Source organism: Vibrio sp. KUL78, from assembly GCF_059725505.1.
This window is the reverse complement of the sequence record NZ_AP045837.1, coordinates 3,215,716-3,237,501: the sequence shown is the minus strand read 5'-3', so window position 1 is coordinate 3,237,501 and position 21,786 is coordinate 3,215,716. Positions and strand designations below refer to the sequence as shown.

Sequence of the window (21,786 nt, the reverse complement as noted above, 5' to 3'; positions counted from 1 at the left end):
AAACTGATAACAAAAACAGAATGATTTCAATAACAATCATCACTGTCTACCCTTAAAGATTAGGGTAAACAAGAGTGACTGACTCTCGATGTTACGAGAGAGCAGTTTACGAAGCCGTAAGTATGGAGATGGTTTTCAAGGAATGACGTCAGAATTACAACACTCAAACCAATCCCCAAAAGTTCTGGTGATCTATGCGCACCCAGAGCCGCAAAACTCTATCGCCAATCAGGTGATGCTCAAAAAAATCCAATCCTTGGATAATGTCACCCTGCGCGATTTATATGCCCTGTACCCTGATTTCTTTATTGACGTCAATGCTGAGCATCAATTGCTACTTGAGCACGATGTGATTGTGTTTCAGCATCCACTTTATATGTATTCCTGCCCATCGCTGCTCAAAGAGTGGATTGACCGAGTTCTGGGCAAAGGCTTTGCGTTTGGAGATGATTGTGCCTTAGAAGGTAAGTATTGGCGCAGCGTGATCACGACAGGCGGTAAAGAGTCGGCCTTTAGCCAGTCTGGCTACAACAAGTACCCACTTGAGCAGATATTGCAGCCGTTTGAGCTCAGCGCAGCCTTGTGCAAAATGCACTGGATGGAGCCTTTGGTTCTCTACTGGTCTCGCCGTGTGGATGACATGGATCGCTATCAGCATGCTGAGCTTTACAGGCAGTGGCTGATGCACCCCTTCGATGAGTCTTTAATGATGTCGTCGCTTGCGGTAAAGGAGGCGGCTGATGGCAATGGCGAATGATTTTCTACAGAGCAGCGTGATATTTCTTTCGGCGGCGGTGGTGGCTGTGCCGATTGCCCAGCGTTTTGGGTTAGGAAGTGTGCTGGGTTACCTGCTGGCGGGTGTGGCGATTGGTCCATGGGGGCTCGGTCTCATTAGTGATGTGGATGAGATCCTTCACTTTGCTGAATTTGGCGTGGTGCTGCTGCTGTTTCTAATTGGTCTCGAGCTAAACCCCAAGAAACTGTGGCAGATGCGGGTACCGATACTGGGCCTTGGTGGTGCGCAGGTCTTAGTCACCACCTTAGTCTTGTCCGCCATCGCCTCGCTGTTTGGGCTCACATGGCAGACAAGCCTAGCCATAGGGATGGCGTTAGCCCTGTCCTCCACTGCGATTGCACTGCGGGTGATAGAAGAGCAGGGTTTGGCGGGCGGCGAAACGGGTCAGTCTGGTTTTGCAGTACTGCTATTTCAAGATATCGCCGTGATCCCTATGTTGGCGCTGCTTCCGGTACTGGCAGGTAACACAGCAGGTAACTGGGATGACATATTATGGATGCTCGCCGGCGTACTTGCGCTGCTCATTGGTGGTCATTACCTCATTCGACCATTATTTCGCTATGTGGTGATGAGCGGCGTACGTGAATTGTTTACCGTGGCGGCGCTGCTGCTGGTGGTGGGTATTGCCGCCTTCATGCAAAAGCTGGGTCTATCGATGGCACTTGGCACCTTCTTAGCTGGGGTGCTACTTGCAGAGAGTGAGTATCGCCACGAGCTAGAGATAGCTATTGAGCCCTTCAAAGGTCTGTTGCTCGGTCTGTTTTTTATCGCTGTGGGCATGGCAGTCAATTTAGGGCTACTGGTCTCTGAACCACTTAAGGTTCTACTTGCGGTTGTTTCTCTAGTGGTTATCAAAGGCTTGCTGCTTTATGTGTTGGCGCGTCTATTTGGTATTCGCCCGAAAGCGCGCAGTAAGATGGCGGCTATTTTGAGTCAAGGTGGTGAGTTTGCATTCGTTATTTTCACTGCTGCCAGCGCTCAGGGTCTGTTGCCTGCTGAAGAGTCGGCTTTCTTGTTGGTCGTAGTGAGCTTATCCATGGTGACCACGCCACTGCTTTTGATGGGACAGAAAAAGTGGTTTGAGAGATCACTCAATCAAGAGCAAGAAACCACCATTAAAACCGATGTTGAAGATAGGCAGCCACGAGTCATCATTGCGGGCTTCGGTCGCTTCGGACAAATTGTTGGTCGCTTGATGTACGCCAATAAGGTCAAAATCACTGTACTAGAGAGTGACGCGAGCCAAATTCATCTGCTGAGAAAGTACGGCTATAAGGTGTTTTATGGTGATGCTACACAGCTAGACCTATTAAGGGCAGCAGGTGCCCATAAAGCGGAAGCCATTATCGTCTGCACGGATTCTCCAGAAGAGATTATGGAAGTGGTGGATATGTGTCATCAGCACTTCCCGTCGCTTAAGGTGCTGGCGCGAGCTCGCAGCCGAGTAGAAGCGTATCAGTTAATGAACCACGGGGTAGATCGCTATTCTCGAGAGACCTTCTTAGGGGCGCTTGACTTAGGGCGTCAGGCGCTGATTGAGCTAGGATTTCACCCTTATGAGGCCAAACGCGCAGAAGCGCACTTTAAAAAACTGGATAATGCCATGCTCAAGGAGTTGTTGCCGCAACACAGTGAAGACAAAGAACTGGCGCAGCGCTCAAAAGAAGCTCGTAAAGAGCTCGAAGAGATCTTTGGCCGTGAAATGGAAAACGACCGCCAGTCCCGAAACTTTTGGGATTAGGTGACGAGAGTCGTCTGGATAGTAGGAAGTAACATGAGCAGTATTAAGAAACGATTTATCGCAGGGGCAAGCTGCCCGAAATGTTCCACGCAAGACAGCCTACGCTGGTGGATCGAAAATAATGTTGAGTGGGTAGAGTGCGTGGATTGCGAGTTCACTGAGCAGCGAACCCCTAAAGCTGTAGAAAAATCTGAACGAAGTGATGAAGAATTAATCGGCATTTTTAAGCCGGAATGATTGAGTTTCTATTTTCTATCCCCATAATATGCTCACACGCCGCCTAACGGCGGCATTGTTTTTATAAGATTAGGCGAAGTTAAATGTCTAGTCTTAGTGCCAATCCTTTGGAGTATCCATGAAAATTGCTAACAACGCAGTAGTAAGCCTAGCGTACCAAGTAAAAACTGAAGACGGTGTGGTTGTTGACCAAGCAACTGTAGAAGCACCTCTAGATTACCTACACGGCCATAACAACCTAATCACTGGCCTAGAGAAGGAACTTGAAGGCAAAGAAGCAGGCGACAAGTTCACTGCAACTGTTTCTCCAGAAGAAGCGTACGGCGAGCACAATGACGCGCTAGTTCAGCGTGTTCCAGCTAACGTATTCCAAGGCGTTGACACAATTGAAGTAGGTATGCGTTTTCTAGCGGATACTGACCAAGGTCCAATCCCTGTAGAAGTTACAGAGGTAGACGGCGATGAAGTTGTGGTTGATGGTAACCACATGCTAGCGGGCCAAACGCTAACGTTTGACGTTGAAGTGGTTGCACTTCGCGAAGCAACAGCAGAAGAGATCGAGCACGGTCACATTCATAAAGCTGAGCACGGCGGCTGCTGTGGCGGCGAAGGTCACGGTGAAGAAGGTGGCTGTTGTGGTGGCGAAGGCCACGGTGAGAAGAAAGAAGACGGTTGCTGCGGTGGCGGCGGTTGTGGTTCTCACTAATCACACGCTTTTCAAAGGCCTCCCATTGGGAGGCCTTTGTCGTTTATAGTACTTGGAAACAGAACGAATAATAAGGAAGTGATGTATGACTCAGCCTTTTGCTATCGCTATTCATGGTGGTGCCGGTACGATTTTAAAAACGCAGATGAGTGATGAGCTCAAACAAGAGATACTGGATGCATTGAGTAAATCGGTACAGGCGGGCGCTGCGGTTCTTGAAGCAGGAGGTGATGCTCTCGATGCCACGGTTGCAGCGGTAAAGGTGATGGAAGATTCGCCCCATTTTAACGCGGGTAAAGGCTCGGTATTGACGCACGACGAGATGGTGGAGATGGACGCATCTGTGATGCACGGCGCGCAGCAAGATGCGGGTGCTGTGGCGGGTGTTAGGCATATCAAAAACCCGATTGCGCTTGCTCGTGATGTGATGCGCGATAGTGATCACGTGCTCTTAATTGGCGAAGGCGCGGAAAAGTTTGCTTTTGAGCAAGGTCATGACTACACCGAACAAGATTACTTCTTTACTGAGAGGCGCTATGAACAGCTTCAATCGATGAAAGAAAAAGGGCTGTTTGCGCTATCAGAATCCAAATACCCCGATGATAAGAAATACGGCACAGTCGGTGCGGTCGCGCTTGATAAGCAGGGCAACCTCGCCGCAGCGACCAGTACCGGCGGTGTAACCAATAAGAAATATGGTCGTGTGGGTGATACCGCCATCATAGGTGCGGGTACCTACGCTGAGAACAATAATGTCGCGGTTTCAACCACAGGTATGGGCGAGTACTTTATTCGCAAAACGGTGGCGGGAGAGGTGGCAGCACGCATGCGTTATCTCGATGAAGATGTACACACGGCGTCTGAGACCATTATTCAAGGTGAACTGAAAACGATGGGCGGAGAGGGCGGCTTGATCGCCATTGATGCCAACGGCGATGTCCACTTTGCGATGAACAGTTCTGGTATGTATCGAGCCGCTGTTGGCGTGGACGGGGCATTAACGGTGAAGATTTATGCTGATGAATAGCAAGGCTTTTTGCGCCTAAACAGCACTGGACAATTTCCGCGGTTGTTTCACCTCTAAAATTGCTTGCTTATTGTCCGCCCTTTCTGTAACATTCGCGGTCCTTAATTCTCGGTCTTTTTTATTAGTTCCTTGCTTCCTCTGGACGACCGAGCCAAACGTGGAAGCTAATAATCCGTAAGGAGCAACCAATGCGTCATTACGAAATCGTATTCATGGTGCACCCTGATCAAAGCGAGCAAGTTGCTGGCATGATCGAGCGTTACACTGGTTCTATCACTGAAGCTAACGGTACTATCCACCGTCTAGAAGACTGGGGTCGTCGTCAACTGGCTTACCCAATCAACAAGCTTCACAAAGCTCACTACGTTCTAATGAACGTTGAAGCGCCACAAGAAGCTATTGATGAGCTAGAAACTGCTTTCCGTTTCAACGATGCAGTTCTACGTAACATGATCATGCGTACTAAAAAAGCGATCACTGAGCCTTCTATCATGCTTAAGCAGAAAGAAGAGCGTTCTGAGCGCGCTCCACGTCGTGAAGAGCGTACAGAAGCTAAGCCAGAAGCATCTGCAGAGTAATTCGTTACTCACTTAGTACTTGGTAGTGGTTATCCATTACCGACATCAAGACTTTAATTTAGATCAGGAGATAGCCCATGGCTCGTTTCTTCCGTCGTCGTAAATTCTGCCGTTTCACTGCAGAAGGCGTTCAAGAGATTGATTACAAAGACGTAGCAACTCTTAAAAACTACATCACTGAAGCTGGTAAAATCGTACCTAGCCGTATCACTGGTACAAGCGCTAAATATCAGCGTCAGCTAGCGCGCGCTATCAAGCGTTCACGCTACCTAGCTCTACTTCCGTACACTGATAAGCATCAGTAATCGGCACCGTTTAGAAAAGAGGATTAAACAATGCAAGTTATTCTACTTGATAAAATCGGTAACCTAGGTGGTCTTGGCGATACAGTTAATGTTAAATCTGGTTACGCTCGTAACTTCCTTATCCCACAAGGTAAGGCTGTAATGGCAACTAAATCTAACGTTGAAATGTTCGAAGCTCGTCGCGCTGAACTAGAAGCTAAAGTTGCTGAGCAACTAACTGCTGCTGAAGCTCGTGCTGAAAAAGTTAACGCTCTAGAAGCTGTTGTTATCGCTTCTAAAGCTGGTGACGAAGGCAAACTATTCGGTTCTATCGGTACTCGTGACATCGCTGACGCAATCACTGCTGCAGGCGTTGAAGTTGCTAAGAGCGAAGTTCGCCTTCCTGAAGGTGCTCTACGTACAACTGGTGAGTTCGAGATCAGCGTTCAACTTCACTCTGAAGTTTTCGCGCAAATCGCACTACAAGTTGTTGCTGCTGAGTAATTTCAGTTACAAGAACACGAAAAACACCAGCCTCGGCTGGTGTTTTTTTTTGCTCATTTTCTATTAGATTAAGACCAAGTTTGTCTTTGATAGAAAGCTAGAAAGCTAGAAAGCGAAAAGTAGATTAACCGTAAAGATTGAATCGCGTTTGCTTAAGGTAGGGCTAGGTACCTTGGTATGGTATTTACTGTCATAAGCAAGCTTAAGGGCGATGGTCTCGGTAATGTCGTTGGTGACGTTTAACTCCGTATCCATACGCGTGTTGCTTTGACCTGCAGTGACAGTAAGTTTGGTGGCGACCGTTAGGTTATCCAGTGGGTTCCAAGAGAAATTAATGTTACCGCGCACAATGGCTTCTTTCACAATATCCTTGAAGATGATCTCATCATCATCGATTTCATCAACGTTAGGCTCTTGATAACGAAAGCCTGGGCCAAATTCGGCTTCAAGCAAAACTGAATCTGTATTAAATAACTGGTAACCAAAACCGCCTGAAACGGTATGGTCTTCAAAGTAAGAGCTGTAGCGAGACGTAAAACCGTTATAGTTTCCGTATAGATAGGTCCTCGGACCCAACTTATAGTCGCTCTGCAGCAAGTAGTTTTGTTGGTTCTTGTCCTCTTCCCCATTTTTGTACAATTGATAGTACTTCCACTCACCATTGGTACGGTGTCTACCCTCAGTATATTCAGCGCCAACACGAGCGTTTAGCGATTGAGAGTCGGTATTACCTGAGTGCGCCTGATAGCCAAACTCGACTTCAGTTTTTAGAGGTGAGGGTGGTGTGTCTTCGTTGTCACCAGAAGGCGTGAACTCTTCAGCATAGATCGCCGGCGAAGCAAGCAGCACTAAACTAAATATCAACTTCTTGGACACGAAAACCTCATGGCATGGGGAAATGGGCAGGGGATTATATGTGTCGCATATTCGTTCATCGTCAGCGATAGGTCAAATTTTGATTCATGATTCATCGTTTTAGTCGCGTTTTCTTTGCTTTAGCCCACACTTACTTGAGTATATAATGGTGGGTCTTAGTGTGTTATCGAGTAAGGTCATGGCGGATATCCGAAATCAAAAAAGTAAAGATGCTCAAGTGGACTCAGTGAAGGTTCCTCCTCACTCCTTAGAGGCGGAGCAATCGGTCTTAGGTGGTTTGCTGCTGGACAACCAGCGTTGGGATACCGTGGCAGAAAAAGTCATCAGTAGCGATTTTTATAGTCGACCACACCGTTTGATATTTGAAGGTATCCAAGCGATCCTCGAAGAGAATCACCCTCTTGACTTGATTACTCTCTCTGAGCATCTAGAGCTTCGAGAGCAGCTTGATGATGTGGGTGGCTTTGCTTACCTAGCGGATTTGGCGAAGAACACGCCAAGTGCAGCCAATATCAATGCCTACGCGGATATCGTGGCTGAGCGTGCTTTGGTGCGCAACTTGATTGGTGTGGCGAATGAGATTGCTGATGCTGGCTATGACCCTCAAGGTCGCTCATCAGAAGACCTTCTCGACATGGCGGAGAGTAAAGTCTTTAAGATTGCTGAAGACCGCACCAATGAAAACGAAGGCCCTCAAAACGTCGATAACATTCTAGAAAAAACCTTAGAGCGTATTGAGATCCTCTACAAAACACCGCAAGACGGTGTGACAGGCGTGACCACGGGCTTTAATGACCTAAACAAGAAGACTGCAGGTCTACAAGGCTCTGACTTGATTATCGTTGCGGCGCGTCCTTCGATGGGTAAAACCACGTTCGCAATGAACCTGTGTGAGAATGCGGCGATGTCGAGCGACAAGCCTGTCCTTATCTTCTCACTCGAGATGCCTTCAGAACAGATCATGATGCGTATGCTCGCCTCGCTTTCTCGTGTTGACCAAACCAAGATCCGTACCGGTCAGCTTGATGATGAGGATTGGGCAAAAATCTCCACCACCATGGGCATGCTCATGGAAAAGAAGAACATGTATATTGATGACAGTTCAGGTTTGACTCCGACAGAAGTTCGCTCGCGTGCTCGTCGAATTGCCCGTGATCATGGCGGTCTTAGCCTCATCATGGTCGACTACCTTCAGTTGATGCGTGTCCCCTCTTTATCTGACAACCGTACCCTAGAGATCGCTGAGATCTCTCGCTCTCTTAAAGCGTTGGCGAAAGAGTTGAATGTGCCTGTTGTGGCGCTGTCTCAGCTTAACCGTTCCTTGGAGCAGCGTGCTGATAAGCGCCCGGTAAACTCGGACCTTCGTGAGTCGGGCTCTATCGAGCAGGATGCCGACCTTATCATGTTCATCTACCGCGATGAGGTATATCACCCAGACAGTGCACTCAAGGGGATTGCGGAAATCATCATAGGTAAGCAGCGTAACGGTCCTATCGGTTCGGTGCGCTTGACGTTCCAAGGTCAATTCTCTCGCTTTGATAACTACTCCGGTCCTGCGTTTGATGAAGAATAGTAAGGGTTCGGCATGAGTTACATGAAAGCAGCGACAGCGCATATCAACCTAGATGCGTTGGCTCATAATCTAGCGCGCATTAAGCAAAAAGCGCCAAACAGCAAAGTGATGGCTGTGGTTAAGGCAAATGGCTATGGTCATGGCTTAAGGCACATTGCTAAGAATGCTGAGGGTGCGGATGCCTTTGGTGTGGCGCGTATTGAGGAAGCACTGCAGCTAAGAGCGAGCGGCGTTGTAAAGCCTATCTTGTTGTTAGAAGGGTTTTATTCGGCGAACGATTTACCAGTATTGGTTACCAACAATATTCAAACTGTGGTTCATTGTTACGAGCAACTGGATGCGTTGGAGCAGGCTGAGTTAGAAGGACCGGTTGTTGTCTGGCTTAAAGTCGACAGTGGCATGCATCGCCTTGGCGTTCGTGAAGAGCAATATCAAGAGTTTGTCGAGCGTCTACATCGCTGCGATAACGTAGCGAAACCGCTTCGTTATATGAGCCACTTTGGCTGTGCCGATGAGCTTGATAACCCAATGACGAAACAGCAGATTGAGCTGTTTCTCTCGCTTACCGAAGGCTGCAATGGTGAACGCTCAATGGCAGCATCTGCTGGCCTGCTAGAGTGGCAATCAAGCCAGCTCGATTGGGTTCGCCCAGGCATCATTATGTATGGTGTGTCTCCATTTGGTGATAAAACAGCGGCCGATATGGGCTTTAAGCCTGTGATGACCCTAAAGTCTCATCTGATTGCCGTCCGTGACGTGAAAAAAGGTGAGAGTGTTGGTTATGGTGCTACCTGGACCAGCGAGCGAGACACCAAAGTGGGTGTGATTGCGATCGGTTATGGTGATGGCTATCCACGCACGGCCCCTAATGGAACCCCGGTATTGGTGAATGGTAGAAAAGTGCCTATCGCGGGGCGCGTATCGATGGATATGCTTACCGTGGACCTAGGACCAGATGCTTTAGACCGAGTAGGTGATGAAGCCATCTTGTGGGGCGAAGAACTACCTTCTGAAGAAGTTGCAGACCACATCGGTACTATCGCTTATGAACTAGTGACCAAATTGACTTCACGTGTCGAAATGAGCTACAGCGATAAAAGTTAGCCTCTAGTCTCCTAAACACACGAGCCCACATTTATTATGTCGTCATCCCACTAGCCGAGCGCCTGCGCAGGCAGGGATCTTCTCACCGCGATTTCAAGACCCAACATGGGTCTTGTCTCAAGCCTGCCCCTGCAACGTCGCAATCACTCGGCGCTCACCACCAAAATCTCGATGCTCTCCTAAGTAAATGCCCTGCCATGTTCCCAAAGCTAATCGGCCATGACTAATGGGAATTGACACACTCGCACCAAGCAATGAGCTTTTAATATGTGCAGGCATATCATCACTCCCTTCATAGGTATGTCGGTAGTAAGGAGCGTTTTCAGGTACGTAGCGGTTAAAGTGGCTCTCCATGTCCGTGCGCACCGTTGGGTCAGCGTTTTCATTCAGGGTTAAACTTGCTGAGGTATGTTGAATGAAAAGATGTAGCAAACCTACAGAGTAGTCGCTCAGTTGTGGTAATTGTTGTTCAATTTCATCAGTGATTAGGTGAAAACCGCGTTTTTTCGCGCTGAGGTAAAGGGTCTTTTGTTGCCACATAATCACTCCTCTGTATTATAGTGCTATGCATATATAAGGTGTTTACTAAATTTGTTTACATTGTGAACCGATACGTGACCTAACTCAAGGAGCGTACAGGCGCTCTGGTTCATAATTACGCCTGAAAATTTATTACTAAACAAAGCCACGGCTTTGTGAACAACATACAAGATTGTAACGACGAGTGATCATCAAAGGCACTCGTCTGTATTTAGAATATACTGTTTATTATTCGCTAAACTGGGGGTTCCTTTTCCTTGGGGGGATTGGGAATAAAACCGACTAAAAATTGGGATAGAGACCATGTTGAAAAACATCAATCCAACGCAAACTGAAGCTTGGAAAGCACTGACAGCGCACTTTGAATCTGCGCAAGATATGGATTTAGCAGAGCTATTTGCACAAGACGCTGACCGCTTTGGCAAATTCTCTACACGCTTCGGCTCTGACATTCTTGTTGATTACTCAAAAAACCTAATCAACGAAGAAACAATGAAGAACCTTTTTGCTCTAGCGAACGAGACTGAGCTTAAAGGCGCAATCAAAGCGATGTTTGCAGGCGATACCATCAACCAAACGGAAGGTCGTTCTGTTCTTCACGTTGCACTGCGTAACCGCAGCAACACGCCAATCATGGTGAATGGCGAAGACGTAATGCCAGCGGTAAACGCGGTTCTAGAGAAGATGAAAGGCTTCTCTGAGCGCATCATCTCTGGTGATTGGAAAGGTTACACTGGCAAAGCCATTACTGACGTTGTAAACATCGGTATCGGTGGTTCTGACCTTGGTCCTTACATGGTGACTGAAGCGCTAGCGCCATACACAAACCACCTAAACATGCACTTCGTGTCTAACGTTGATGGTACTCACATCGCCGAGACTCTGAAGAAAGTTGATCCTGAAACAACGCTATTCTTGGTCGCTTCTAAGACATTCACGACTCAAGAAACCATGACAAACGCGCACTCTGCACGTGACTGGTTCCTAGCGTCTGCATCAGATGAAGCACACGTTGCTAAGCACTTCGCTGCGCTATCGACTAACGCAACGGCTGTTGCTGAGTTTGGTATAGACACAGACAACATGTTTGAGTTCTGGGACTGGGTCGGCGGTCGTTACTCACTTTGGTCTGCAATCGGTCTTTCTATCATCCTAGCGGTTGGCTACGACAACTTTGTTGAGCTACTAGCAGGTGCTCACGAGATGGATAAGCACTTTGCTGAGACTGATCTAGAAAGCAACATCCCAGTACTGCTTGCTCTTATCGGTATTTGGTACAACAACTTCCACGGCGCTGAATCAGAAGCGATTCTACCGTACGACCAATACATGCACCGCTTTGCTGCGTACTTCCAGCAAGGCAACATGGAGTCTAACGGTAAGTTTACTGACCGTAACGGTGACGCAGTAGACTACCAAACGGGTCCAATCATCTGGGGTGAGCCCGGTACTAACGGTCAGCACGCGTTCTACCAGCTAATCCACCAAGGCACTAAGCTTATCCCTTGTGACTTTATCGCACCTGCGATCTCTCACAACCAAGTAAGCGACCACCACCAGAAGCTAATGTCTAACTTCTTCGCACAAACTGAAGCGCTCGCGTTCGGTAAGTCTAAAGAGACAGTAGAAGCAGAATTTGCAAAAGCAGGTAAGAGTGCGGAAGAAGTGAAAGATCTCGTACCATTTAAGATCTTTGAAGGTAACCGCCCAACTAACTCAATCCTAGTGAAGCAAATCACACCTCGTACTCTGGGTAACCTAATCGCGATGTACGAGCACAAGATCTTCACTCAAGGTGTTATCTGGAACATCTTCAGCTTTGACCAATGGGGTGTAGAGCTTGGTAAGCAACTGGCTAACCAAATCCTACCTGAGCTAGCAGACGACAGCGAAATCTCGTCTCACGACAGCTCAACCAACGGTCTAATCAATGCATTTAAAGCGTTCAAAGCGTAATCATTGAAAGCCATAACTAAAAAAGGTGCCTATCGGCACCTTTTTTGTTTCTTTCTCTATAAACTTTTTTCGGTAAAAGCGCTATTTCACTTTTGGTAACACCACGACTTTAGTTTTTGCCCAAATATCGTGAAAGCCACGCTTTTGCGGGTCGATAGGAACGGCAAGGTTTGATAGTCCAAAAGCAGACGTCGCGAGTCTAATAAGCGCTTGAGTCACAGTGATTCTACCGCCTTCAAGGTTCTGCACTTCAATCTTCCAGGCTCTCATGCCAAGCGTCTGACCTGCTCGGGTCCAAAAGAATACGATAAAGTAGATCCAAACAAACGCGAGATAAGCGGTGTACACAGGACTCCAAAACGGGTGATTTCCTAGAAGATCACTGGCATCAGCATAAGGAGCGTAGGAGATAAGCCCGGCAGCAACCAGAGCTTCCATTACCGCAACAACAACACCGCCAGCCATCATGACCACAGCAAGAATAATTAGGCTATCGTAGAACAGCGCACCAAGCCTGCGAAAGAATCCTGCAGGTGGGAGAGATTGGGTTTCCATTGAGACAAACTTCCATAACTTAAACTTGCCACAGCATAGCGATTTCAATGCCAGGGGGAAAGCCTTGCTCATCGCATTGCTTCACATTGTGGTGAAAATAGCAGCAAACAATAGAAGATTCAGCGTTTTGCTCTTGCGCGATCTAAATGCTTACGTATAATGCCAAACATCAAAGGACGTTAGTCCAAAGATGCCGGTGTGGTGAAATTGGTATACACGACGGATTCAAAATCCGTTGCCTTCGGGCGTGGCGGTTCAAGTCCGCCCACCGGTACCATATTTAAACGATAAAGCCTCGACGAAAGTCGGGGCTTTGTTGTATCTGGACCTATCACAAATCCTTTTCATTCTTATGAGAGTGTTTCTCTCATGTCTTATTCTTAGCGGTCTTCGTTTGTCTCAACCACGGCTAAGCGCTAGAATCTAGCTATCAGAGAGGAGAATTACTGTGAGCGCAAAATTTACCTATCTCGCTTGGCAACAAACTAATCTAGAAGCGAGCCATAAGTTAGTGTTGTTGAAGTTGGCTGACTTGTGTGGACAGGACGGCTCTGTGGCTGTTGCGCTTGCGGATGTCGCAAAAGAGTGTTTGCTCGGAGAGTTTGGTTTTGCCGATGTGCTCACTGCATTGTCGCAAAAAGGATTGCTTGAGAAAGGGCGAGTGGAGTCAATTGGTTCTCGTCAGATTCATCACCTAACGCTTTCTTTGTCTGAGCCGAATAGCTTACCTGTGATTGAAACGTCAATGGCACACGATAGCCAGCCGAAGACGCCTGTGGTAACAACACCACAAGCTTCTAGTGCGCCACCGTGGACGTATCATCCTATGAACCTCTATAAGGTACCGGTAGCAAGTCGCGATAACCTCTGGCAGCGTTTTATTCGAGAGCGAGACGTTCGTAATATGAATGATGTACGACGCGATGCGATCTTACGTGATTGGCTAGAAATGATGAAAGGGTCGGGTGGCTTTCAAGAGTACTTTGAAAATACTCATAGCCAAAATGAACGACCTGCACCGAGACAGCGTTCTAGTTCTCCCTCTAATGCTAAATACATTTCGACCCATGATTTGCAGGAGAACGAGATTGCAGAGTGGGCGATGCAATCCATTTTGCATTCGGGCATGGCTGCCGATCCGCATCTGTTCTGGGAGAAGTTTGTAGTCTATTACAAAGCGCGAGCGAATGAGTTTCTCTCTGTTACCCAGATGCTCAATAAGTTGAGACTCTGGATAGTGAATGAGAAGCAAGCCGAAGATAGACGCAGGCAAGCGGATGAAAGACGACGACAGTCGTTCCAGCAAAGCCAAAAGTCGGGTGAGGTGAGCCCATCAGAAGAGTTTCGTGAGTACCTGCGTGGGCAAGGTAAGAATCCTAATTTTTGATAAGATACCGTGTGTGCGGTTCTTGAGGTAAAAGGTTCGATATGAGTACGGGCAATAAGCCAAAAAATTTAGATTTTGGTGCAATGGAAAAAAAGCTCCGTGAAATGGGAGTAAGCAGTAATCTAGAACACTTGAAGTCTGCAAAAGCCGAGTCTTCACGCCCTGAGTCTGCGCCAAAGACAGAAGTTCAAGTCGCTAAGCCTCAAGCATCTCACCCCGTAGAGTCTCGCCCTGTTACAACCGGCTCTCGCGCAGTGATGCAAACAGACACTGAAACTGAGCGACAACCAAGCGATTGGTGTAACTACATTTTTGGTACTTTGCTGAGTATTTATGAGTCGACATGGATTAAGTCCTACGGTCGACGCCCAACGGGACGCTTTTTGGATTTTGCAGATAGTCTGACAGAGTCAGAGTTAATGCGTGTAATTCAGCATTGTCGTGAGCGTTTGCAAGCTGGTGAAAGGTGGCCACCTATCATGGGGGAGCTAGCGCTACTCAAGAGTCAGTTGACAGAATCTGAGTCGCTTGAAGCCATGAATCGTGTGGTAAGTAAGACGCCTAAGAATCAGATTGAAAAGTGGATCATGCAAAACAAAGGCTATGAACTACGTCGCTTGCCACAATCGATTATCGTCAAACGCTTTAAAGAGTTCTACCGTGAGGCGATGAGCTTGCAAGAAAAGGGCAAGTTGGTCACCGAGGTACCTAAAGGGCTGCCAAGTCAGTCGGTCAAAAACTTGGTTGATTTGAAGCGCGAAGAGTATGAAAGTCAGCATGGTAAGAAGCTAGACCCCCGGATTCAAGCGATCCTAGATCGTAAATCACAGTAGTGAAAGTGCCCACATCGACAGTGGGCTTTTTTATTGGTAGTGCTATTAGTTATATCACTGAATCACATTTTATTGATAAAGGGATGAACTAAGCTTCGAACTTCTTTAAACTTGCCGCGTGTTTTTCAGCCAAATTGCAGTAAAGTTGTGGCAAGTATCAAAATATCTGTGGATCGAATTCAACCCGGACTCCATATCAAGATACCGCTCAAATGGAATGAGCACCCTTTCCTTTTTAACGTGTTTAAGGTTAAGTCTGATCAGCAAGTTCAAGTTATCAAGCAACTAGGCTGTAAGTATGTTTACGTCACGCCTGAACTGAGTGATACGCTTCCTTTACCGGTCCAAGAAGCTTCGTCAAAGCCTATCGACGAATCAGCAAAAACGGAATCGGATATGCTTTGGCAAGAGAAGCAAAAGCGTATTGAAGAATTATCTGCTTACCGCCGAAAAGTCTCACGTTGTGAGAAGGAGTTTGACCGTTCTCTTGCGCGTATCCGTAACCTCATGACCAAACTTAGAAGTCGCCCCGAGCAAGCAGCTAAAGAGGCGCAGCAGCTTGTTGATGATATTGTAGAGTCGCTGCTGTCTCAAGATGATGTGACGCTGCACCTTATGGGCAGCAAAACTGAGTTTGAAGACATCTACTTCCATTGCTTGAACGTATCGATTTTGGCCATGATGATAGCCAAAGCTAAAGGAATGGATGCAGCTTCAATCAAGATGGTCGCAATGGGGGCGCTGTTCCATGATATCGGTAAAGCTAAGATCCCAGCTGCTATCCTGCGCAAAGCAACGCCACTCACTGAGCCAGAGTCTAATTACCTAAAGCTACATACTAAGTATGGTAAAGACATCGCTATTGCCATTGATACACTACCTGAAGAGGTTATCACCGTTATAGAGCAGCACCACGAACTGTTGGATGGTACTGGGTACCCAAATGGTTTGAAAGGCGAAGAAATAGATGCCATTACACAGATTGTCTCAGTAGCCAATGCTTTCGATAATCTGTGTCATCATCAAAATCCGGCTGAGAAAAAAATCCCCTACACGGCGTTATCCTATCTTTATAAGAAGGGTAAGCAGCATTACAACAATGAAAACCTCAATATCCTTATCAAATATATGGGGGTCTATCCACCGGGTACGGTAGTTAAACTGTCGAATGACATGGTGGGGCTGGTTGTTTCAATTAATAGTGGTAGCCTTCTTAACCCCAACGTTTTAATGTACGACCCGACGGTACCTAAGCTTCAGGCACCGATCATCGCCCTAGAGAATAAAGATTTGAAGATCGAGTCGGTTATACATCCAGAGAGACTACCCGAAGAGATCCGAGAGTATTTGAATCCGCGCGCTCGAATCTCTTACTATTTCGAAGAACAAGCTAACTAGTTTGTTGTCCAGTTCTATAACTCAAGGCTTATGGGTGACTAGTAGGAACTATTATTCAGTGACTTGTCTCTTTATACCTTATCCTGTGCTTCGGAAAAGCAAGAGAGAGAATGGGGGGCTGTTCGAAAGTTAACTATATAAATGCCAAATTTACGGCACTTAGTATGTTTTTTCTTCAAACACGTCATTTTTGGATTTTTTATCAAGAAAAGGCTTGCCAAGCTGAATCGGTTCTCTATAATGCGCATCCACTGACACGGCAGAGCCCACAAGGGTTCAGGTCAAAAGTCAGTAAGGCATTCAGCTTACAAGATGGTCTTCTAGTTAGATTTGAAAAAATCAAAAATAATTAGAAAAAAGTGTTTGACACTGAGAATCATCTCGCTAGAATAGCCGCCTCTTCAGACGAAACGCAGCAGCGAGCAGTTGAAGAGATGTTCTTTAAAAATATAGACCTATCAATCTGTGTGGGCACTCGTTGATGATAATCAAATTAGATACTTCGGTATCAAATTAGGTTTTCAATGAACTGAGTGACCAATCAAGTCGAAAGGCTTGGCACAGTCAATTCATTATCGTTCTGTAGGAACGATAATAGCTTTAAAATTACATAAGTAGTTTTGAAGTCAGTATTCATTGAGCCGAACAAAATCTTAAATTGAAGAGTTTGATCATGGCTCAGATTGAACGCTGGCGGCAGGCCTAACACATGCAAGTCGAGCGGAAACGAGTTAACTGAACCTTCGGGGAACGTTAACGGCGTCGAGCGGCGGACGGGTGAGTAATGCCTGGGAAATTGCCCTGATGTGGGGGATAACCATTGGAAACGATGGCTAATACCGCATAATAGCCCGGTTCTTCGGAATTGGTCTCAAAGAGGGGGACCTTTTAGGCCTCTCGCGTCAGGATATGCCCAGGTGGGATTAGCTAGTTGGTGAGGTAATGGCTCACCAAGGCGACGATCCCTAGCTGGTCTGAGAGGATGATCAGCCACACTGGAACTGAGACACGGTCCAGACTCCTACGGGAGGCAGCAGTGGGGAATATTGCACAATGGGCGCAAGCCTGATGCAGCCATGCCGCGTGTATGAAGAAGGCCTTCGGGTTGTAAAAGTACTTTCAGCAGTGAGGAAGGTGGTGTAGTTAATAGCTGCATTATTTGACGTTAGCTGCAGAAGAAGCACCGGCTAACTCCGTGCCAGCAGCCGCGGTAATACGGAGGGTGCGAGCGTTAATCGGAATTACTGGGCGTAAAGCGCATGCAGGTGGTTAGTTAAGTCAGATGTGAAAGCCCGGGGCTCAACCTCGGAACTGCATTTGAAACTGGCTGACTAGAGTACTGTAGAGGGGGGTAGAATTTCAGGTGTAGCGGTGAAATGCGTAGAGATCTGAAGGAATACCGGTGGCGAAGGCGGCCCCCTGGACAGATACTGACACTCAGATGCGAAAGCGTGGGGAGCAAACAGGATTAGATACCCTGGTAGTCCACGCCGTAAACGATGTCTACTTGGAGGTTGTGGCCTTGAGCCGTGGCTTTCGGAGCTAACGCGTTAAGTAGACCGCCTGGGGAGTACGGTCGCAAGATTAAAACTCAAATGAATTGACGGGGGCCCGCACAAGCGGTGGAGCATGTGGTTTAATTCGATGCAACGCGAAGAACCTTACCTACTCTTGACATCCAGAGAACTTAGCAGAGATGCTTTGGTGCCTTCGGGAACTCTGAGACAGGTGCTGCATGGCTGTCGTCAGCTCGTGTTGTGAAATGTTGGGTTAAGTCCCGCAACGAGCGCAACCCTTATCCTTGTTTGCCAGCACTTCGGGTGGGAACTCCAGGGAGACTGCCGGTGATAAACCGGAGGAAGGTGGGGACGACGTCAAGTCATCATGGCCCTTACGAGTAGGGCTACACACGTGCTACAATGGCGCATACAGAGGGCAGCCAACTTGCGAAAGTGAGCGAATCCCAAAAAGTGCGTCGTAGTCCGGATTGGAGTCTGCAACTCGACTCCATGAAGTCGGAATCGCTAGTAATCGTGGATCAGAATGCCACGGTGAATACGTTCCCGGGCCTTGTACACACCGCCCGTCACACCATGGGAGTGGGCTGCAAAAGAAGTGGGTAGTTTAACCTTCGGGAGGACGCTCACCACTTTGTGGTTCATGACTGGGGTGAAGTCGTAACAAGGTAGCCCTAGGGGAACCTGGGGCTGGATCACCTCCTTATACGAATAGATTATTGCGATGAGTGTTCACACAGATTGATTGGTTTATAGATTTAAGACACCGTGTCCCGTTCGTCTAGAGGCCTAGGACACCGCCCTTTCACGGCGGTAACAGGGGTTCGACTCCCCTACGGGATACCATCTTTAAGCGTTTTCTCTATCGAGAATTCTTAAAAATGGTTACTTCATTACGAAGTGATTAGCTCTTTAAAAATTTGGAAAGCTGACGAATAACATTTGATTAATGTTATTCAATTAAAAGTTCTCAAATCCTAGATGATTTAATCATTTAGGTACCAACACACATTCAAGTGTTCTTGGGAATAGCGAAAGCTATTCATATTTGAGTCCGGCAAAATCGAGTCTGCACATGTATAAAAATGCAGACAACTTTGGTTGTTTGACCGTTTGTTTTCACTTTTCAAAAGTGAAAACAAATAGAAAGACCCTTTGGGGTTGTATGGTTAAGTGACTAAGCGTACACGGTGGATGCCTTGGCAGTCAGAGGCGATGAAAGGCGTAATAACTTGCGATAAGCTCAGATTAGGTAGTAATAACCTTTGAGTCTGAGATTCCTGAATGGGGAAACCCACCTGCATAAGCAGGTATCGCTGAGTGAATACATAGCTCAGCGAGGCGAACCGGGGGAACTGAAACATCTAAGTACCCCGAGGAAGAGAAATCAACCGAGATTCCGAAAGTAGCGGCGAGCGAAATTGGATTAGCCCTTAAGCTTTTAATGAGACAGGTGAAGGCTCTGGAAAGTGCCGCGATACAGGGTGATAGCCCCGTAACCGACATCTCATCATCAGTGAAATCGAGTAGGGCGGGACACGTGATATCCTGTCTGAATATGGGGGGACCATCCTCCAAGGCTAAATACTACTGACTGACCGATAGTGAACCAGTACCGTGAGGGAAAGGCGAAAAGAACCCCTGTGAGGGGAGTGAAATAGAACCTGAAACCGTGTACGTACAAGCAGTAGGAGCACCTTCGTGGTGTGACTGCGTACCTTTTGTATAATGGGTCAGCGACTTATATTCAGTGGCAAGGTTAACCGTTTAGGGGAGCCGTAGGGAAACCGAGTCTTAACTGGGCGTTCAGTCTCTGGATATAGACCCGAAACCAGGTGATCTAGCCATGGGCAGGTTGAAGGTTGAGTAACATCAACTGGAGGACCGAACCGACTAATGTTGAAAAATTAGCGGATGACTTGTGGCTAGGGGTGAAAGGCCAATCAAACCTGGAGATAGCTGGTTCTCCCCGAAATCTATTTAGGTAGAGCCTCGGACGAATACTACTGGGGGTAGAGCACTGTTAAGGCTAGGGGGTCATCCCGACTTACCAACCCTTTGCAAACTCCGAATACCAGTAAGTACTATCCGGGAGACACACGGCGGGTGCTAACGTCCGTCGTGGAGAGGGAAACAACCCAGACCGCCAGCTAAGGTCCCAAATTATAGCTAAGTGGGAAACGATGTGGGAAGGCTTAGACAGCTAGGATGTTGGCTTAGAAGCAGCCATCATTTAAAGAAAGCGTAATAGCTCACTAGTCGAGTCGGCCTGCGCGGAAGATGTAACGGGGCTAAGCTATAAACCGAAGCTGCGGCAATGCATTTATGTATTGGGTAGGGGAGCGTTCTGTAAGCCGTTGAAGGTGGACTGTAAGGTCTGCTGGAGGTATCAGAAGTGCGAATGCTGACATGAGTAACGATAAAGGGGGTGAAAAACCTCCTCGCCGGAAGACCAAGGGTTCCTGTCCAACGTTAATCGGGGCAGGGTGAGTCGACCCCTAAGGCGAGGCCGAAAGGCGTAGTCGATGGGAAACGGGTTAATATTCCCGTACTTCTTACAATTGCGATGGGGGGACGGAGAAGGCTAGGTGGGCCTGGCGACGGTTGTCCAGGTTCAAGTGCGTAGGCTTAAGAGTTAGGTAAATCCGGCTCTTTTTAAGGCTGAGACACGATGTCGAGCTACTACGGTAGTGAAGTCATTGATGCCATGCTTCCAGGAAAAGCCTCTAAGCTTCAGATTGTAAGGAATCGTACCCCAAACCGACACAGGTGGTCGGGTAGAGAATACCAAGGCGCTTGAGAGAACTCGGGTGAAGGAACTAGGCAAAATGGTACCGTAACTTCGGGAGAAGGTACGCTCCTCGCGGTGAAGTCCCTTGCGGATGGAGCTATGGGGAGTCGCAGATACCAGGTGGCTGCAACTGTTTATTAAAAACACAGCACTGTGCAAAATCGTAAGATGACGTATACGGTGTGACGCCTGCCCGGTGCCGGAAGGTTAATTGATGGGGTTAGACTTCGGTCGAAGCTCTTGATCGAAGCCCCGGTAAACGGCGGCCGTAACTATAACGGTCCTAAGGTAGCGAAATTCCTTGTCGGGTAAGTTCCGACCTGCACGAATGGCGTAATGATGGCCACGCTGTCTCCACCCGAGACTCAGTGAAATTGAAATCGCTGTGAAGATGCAGTGTACCCGCGGCTAGACGGAAAGACCCCGTGAACCTTTACTACAGCTTGGCACTGAACATTGACCCTACATGTGTAGGATAGGTGGGAGGCTTTGAAACTAGTACGCCAGTATTAGTGGAGCCGTCCTTGAAATACCACCCTTGTAGTGTTGATGTTCTAACTTGGTCCCCTAATCGGGGATGAGGACAGTGCCTGGTGGGTAGTTTGACTGGGGCGGTCTCCTCCCAAAGAGTAACGGAGGAGCACGAAGGTGGGCTAATCACGGTTGGACATCGTGAGGTTAGTGCAATGGCATAAGCCCGCTTGACTGCGAGAATGACAATTCGAGCAGGTGCGAAAGCAGGTCATAGTGATCCGGTGGTTCTGAATGGAAGGGCCATCGCTCAACGGATAAAAGGTACTCCGGGGATAACAGGCTGATACCGCCCAAGAGTTCATATCGACGGCGGTGTTTGGCACCTCGATGTCGGCTCATCACATCCTGGGGCTGAAGTCGGTCCCAAGGGTATGGCTGTTCGCCATTTAAAGTGGTACGCGAGCTGGGTTTAGAACGTCGTGAGACAGTTCGGTCCCTATCTGCCGTGGGCGTTGGAAGATTGAAGGGGGCTGCTCCTAGTACGAGAGGACCGGAGTGGACGAACCTCTGGTGTTCGGGTTGTCATGCCAATGGCATTGCCCGGTAGCTAAGTTCGGAATCGATAACCGCTGAAAGCATCTAAGCGGGAAGCGAGCCCTGAGATGAGTCTTCCCTGGCACTTTAAGTGTCCTAAAGGGTTGTTCGAGACTAGAACGTTGATAGGCAGGGTGTGTAAGCGTTGTGAGGCGTTGAGCTAACCTGTACTAATTGCCCGTGAGGCTTAACCATACAACACCCAAAGGGTTTTGATGGACTCAAAGCAAGAACTTTGAATGTGTATTTAGACTTTTAAATCAGTTTTCCAGATTTATTGTTTTCAGATTTTCAGAAAATCTGAAGGCAAAACAG

17 protein-coding genes, 2 tRNA genes and 2 rRNA genes are annotated in these 21,786 nt (G+C 47.7%); 18 read left to right on the top strand and 3 right to left on the bottom strand.

Annotated features, from left to right (window positions below; translation table 11 throughout):
• Window positions 1–142 precede the first annotated feature (142 nt).
• The 8 genes from kefG to rplI all read left to right on the top strand — a co-directional run bounded on the left by kefG (window position 143) and on the right by rplI (window position 5,873).
• Window positions 143–757, top strand: coding sequence for a glutathione-regulated potassium-efflux system ancillary protein KefG (kefG, locus tag AC6I8Y_RS15070; protein ID WP_252012653.1), 615 nt, complete (start codon window positions 143–145; stop codon window positions 755–757).
• Window positions 741–2,537, top strand: a complete 1,797-nt coding sequence (kefB, locus tag AC6I8Y_RS15065; protein ID WP_252012651.1) for a glutathione-regulated potassium-efflux system protein KefB — start codon at window positions 741–743, stop codon at window positions 2,535–2,537. The genes kefG and kefB overlap by 17 nt, the downstream gene beginning before the upstream one ends.
• Before the next feature lie 33 nt (window positions 2,538–2,570).
• Complete coding sequence (locus AC6I8Y_RS15060) at window positions 2,571–2,774, top strand: YheV family putative zinc ribbon protein (RefSeq protein WP_042477233.1); 204 nt, start codon at window positions 2,571–2,573, stop codon at window positions 2,772–2,774.
• 118 nt (window positions 2,775–2,892) lie between these two features.
• On the top strand, window positions 2,893–3,480 hold the full coding sequence (slyD, locus tag AC6I8Y_RS15055; protein ID WP_042477236.1) for a peptidylprolyl isomerase: 588 nt from the start codon (window positions 2,893–2,895) through the stop codon (window positions 3,478–3,480).
• 85 nt (window positions 3,481–3,565) lie between these two features.
• Entirely contained in the window at window positions 3,566–4,507 is a 942-nt protein-coding gene (locus AC6I8Y_RS15050; RefSeq protein ID WP_394153328.1) for an isoaspartyl peptidase/L-asparaginase family protein, read from the top strand.
• Window positions 4,508–4,695: 188 nt separating this feature from the next.
• Window positions 4,696–5,085, top strand: a complete 390-nt coding sequence (gene rpsF / locus AC6I8Y_RS15045) for a 30S ribosomal protein S6 (RefSeq protein ID WP_498020442.1) — start codon at window positions 4,696–4,698, stop codon at window positions 5,083–5,085.
• Window positions 5,086–5,162: 77 nt separating this feature from the next.
• Window positions 5,163–5,390, top strand: coding sequence for a 30S ribosomal protein S18 (gene rpsR / locus AC6I8Y_RS15040; protein ID WP_000090472.1), 228 nt, complete (start codon window positions 5,163–5,165; stop codon window positions 5,388–5,390).
• Between the two features lie 30 nt (window positions 5,391–5,420).
• Window positions 5,421–5,873 (top strand): 50S ribosomal protein L9, encoded by a 453-nt coding sequence (rplI, locus tag AC6I8Y_RS15035; RefSeq protein ID WP_042477246.1) that lies wholly within the window; start codon window positions 5,421–5,423, stop codon window positions 5,871–5,873.
• Window positions 5,874–5,978: 105 nt separating this feature from the next.
• On the opposite strand, the gene AC6I8Y_RS15030 is transcribed toward rplI, so the two are convergent.
• On the bottom strand, window positions 5,979–6,749 hold the full coding sequence (locus AC6I8Y_RS15030; protein WP_234495086.1) for a DUF481 domain-containing protein: 771 nt from the start codon (window positions 6,747–6,749) through the stop codon (window positions 5,979–5,981).
• A 178-nt stretch (window positions 6,750–6,927) separates the two neighbouring features.
• On the opposite strand from AC6I8Y_RS15030, the gene AC6I8Y_RS15025 reads away from it, so the two are divergent.
• Window positions 6,928–8,322, top strand: a complete 1,395-nt coding sequence (locus AC6I8Y_RS15025) for a replicative DNA helicase (RefSeq protein ID WP_156111084.1) — start codon at window positions 6,928–6,930, stop codon at window positions 8,320–8,322.
• A gap of 12 nt (window positions 8,323–8,334) precedes the next feature.
• Entirely contained in the window at window positions 8,335–9,426 is a 1,092-nt protein-coding gene (alr, locus tag AC6I8Y_RS15020; RefSeq protein WP_498020441.1) for an alanine racemase, read from the top strand.
• 117 nt (window positions 9,427–9,543) lie between these two features.
• Here the strand turns inward: alr and AC6I8Y_RS15015 are convergent, their stop codons facing one another.
• A complete protein-coding gene (locus AC6I8Y_RS15015) occupies window positions 9,544–9,966 on the bottom strand; it encodes a secondary thiamine-phosphate synthase enzyme YjbQ (RefSeq protein WP_498020440.1) in 423 nt (140 codons plus the stop codon).
• Between the two features lie 303 nt (window positions 9,967–10,269).
• On the opposite strand from AC6I8Y_RS15015, the gene pgi reads away from it, so the two are divergent.
• Window positions 10,270–11,922, top strand: coding sequence for a glucose-6-phosphate isomerase (pgi, locus tag AC6I8Y_RS15010; protein WP_394153333.1), 1,653 nt, complete (start codon window positions 10,270–10,272; stop codon window positions 11,920–11,922).
• A gap of 81 nt (window positions 11,923–12,003) precedes the next feature.
• Here pgi and AC6I8Y_RS15005 read toward each other — a convergent pair whose 3' ends face one another.
• Entirely contained in the window at window positions 12,004–12,477 is a 474-nt protein-coding gene (locus AC6I8Y_RS15005) for an RDD family protein (protein ID WP_394153335.1), read from the bottom strand.
• Between the two features lie 192 nt (window positions 12,478–12,669).
• Between AC6I8Y_RS15005 and AC6I8Y_RS15000 the strand changes: the two genes are divergently transcribed.
• The 7 genes from AC6I8Y_RS15000 (at window position 12,670) to AC6I8Y_RS14970 (ending at window position 21,666) form a co-directional block, all read left to right on the top strand.
• A tRNA-Leu gene (locus tag AC6I8Y_RS15000) sits at window positions 12,670–12,754 on the top strand.
• Between the two features lie 171 nt (window positions 12,755–12,925).
• Window positions 12,926–13,864 carry a hypothetical protein gene (locus tag AC6I8Y_RS14995; RefSeq protein WP_234495089.1) on the top strand — a complete coding sequence of 313 codons (939 nt, stop codon included), beginning with the start codon at window positions 12,926–12,928 and terminating at the stop codon, window positions 13,862–13,864.
• A 41-nt stretch (window positions 13,865–13,905) separates the two neighbouring features.
• Complete coding sequence (locus tag AC6I8Y_RS14990) at window positions 13,906–14,697, top strand: hypothetical protein (RefSeq protein ID WP_498020439.1); 792 nt, start codon at window positions 13,906–13,908, stop codon at window positions 14,695–14,697.
• A gap of 147 nt (window positions 14,698–14,844) precedes the next feature.
• Window positions 14,845–16,095: an HD-GYP domain-containing protein gene (locus AC6I8Y_RS14985; RefSeq protein ID WP_498020438.1), complete on the top strand. Its 1,251-nt coding sequence runs from the start codon at window positions 14,845–14,847 to the stop codon at window positions 16,093–16,095.
• Between the two features lie 655 nt (window positions 16,096–16,750).
• Window positions 16,751–18,318 (top strand): 16S ribosomal RNA (locus AC6I8Y_RS14980).
• Window positions 18,319–18,382: 64 nt separating this feature from the next.
• Window positions 18,383–18,458, top strand: a tRNA-Glu gene (locus AC6I8Y_RS14975).
• Window positions 18,459–18,779: 321 nt separating this feature from the next.
• A 23S ribosomal RNA gene (locus AC6I8Y_RS14970) occupies window positions 18,780–21,666 on the top strand.
• Together the 16S and 23S rRNA genes with 1 tRNA gene alongside form the textbook arrangement of a ribosomal RNA operon.
• Window positions 21,667–21,786: the final 120 nt, after the last annotated feature.

What these genes read in the sequence shown, in the direction of transcription:
- AC6I8Y_RS15005 (WP_394153335.1), bottom strand. Translation starts at nt 12,477, where the DNA reads ATGGAAACCCAATCTCTCCCACCTGCAGGATTCTTTCGCAGGCTTGGT.
- rplI (WP_042477246.1), top strand. Translation starts at nt 5,421, where the DNA reads ATGCAAGTTATTCTACTTGATAAAATCGGTAACCTAGGTGGTCTTGGC.
- pgi (WP_394153333.1), top strand. Translation starts at nt 10,270, where the DNA reads ATGTTGAAAAACATCAATCCAACGCAAACTGAAGCTTGGAAAGCACTG.
- AC6I8Y_RS14990 (WP_498020439.1), top strand. Translation starts at nt 13,906, where the DNA reads ATGAGTACGGGCAATAAGCCAAAAAATTTAGATTTTGGTGCAATGGAA.
- rpsF (WP_498020442.1), top strand. Translation starts at nt 4,696, where the DNA reads ATGCGTCATTACGAAATCGTATTCATGGTGCACCCTGATCAAAGCGAG.
- kefB (WP_252012651.1), top strand. Translation starts at nt 741, where the DNA reads ATGGCAATGGCGAATGATTTTCTACAGAGCAGCGTGATATTTCTTTCG.
- AC6I8Y_RS15015 (WP_498020440.1), bottom strand. Translation starts at nt 9,966, where the DNA reads ATGTGGCAACAAAAGACCCTTTACCTCAGCGCGAAAAAACGCGGTTTT.
- rpsR (WP_000090472.1), top strand. Translation starts at nt 5,163, where the DNA reads ATGGCTCGTTTCTTCCGTCGTCGTAAATTCTGCCGTTTCACTGCAGAA.
- AC6I8Y_RS15060 (WP_042477233.1), top strand. Translation starts at nt 2,571, where the DNA reads ATGAGCAGTATTAAGAAACGATTTATCGCAGGGGCAAGCTGCCCGAAA.
- kefG (WP_252012653.1), top strand. Translation starts at nt 143, where the DNA reads ATGACGTCAGAATTACAACACTCAAACCAATCCCCAAAAGTTCTGGTG.
- alr (WP_498020441.1), top strand. Translation starts at nt 8,335, where the DNA reads ATGAGTTACATGAAAGCAGCGACAGCGCATATCAACCTAGATGCGTTG.
- AC6I8Y_RS15025 (WP_156111084.1), top strand. Translation starts at nt 6,928, where the DNA reads ATGGCGGATATCCGAAATCAAAAAAGTAAAGATGCTCAAGTGGACTCA.
- AC6I8Y_RS15050 (WP_394153328.1), top strand. Translation starts at nt 3,566, where the DNA reads ATGACTCAGCCTTTTGCTATCGCTATTCATGGTGGTGCCGGTACGATT.
- slyD (WP_042477236.1), top strand. Translation starts at nt 2,893, where the DNA reads ATGAAAATTGCTAACAACGCAGTAGTAAGCCTAGCGTACCAAGTAAAA.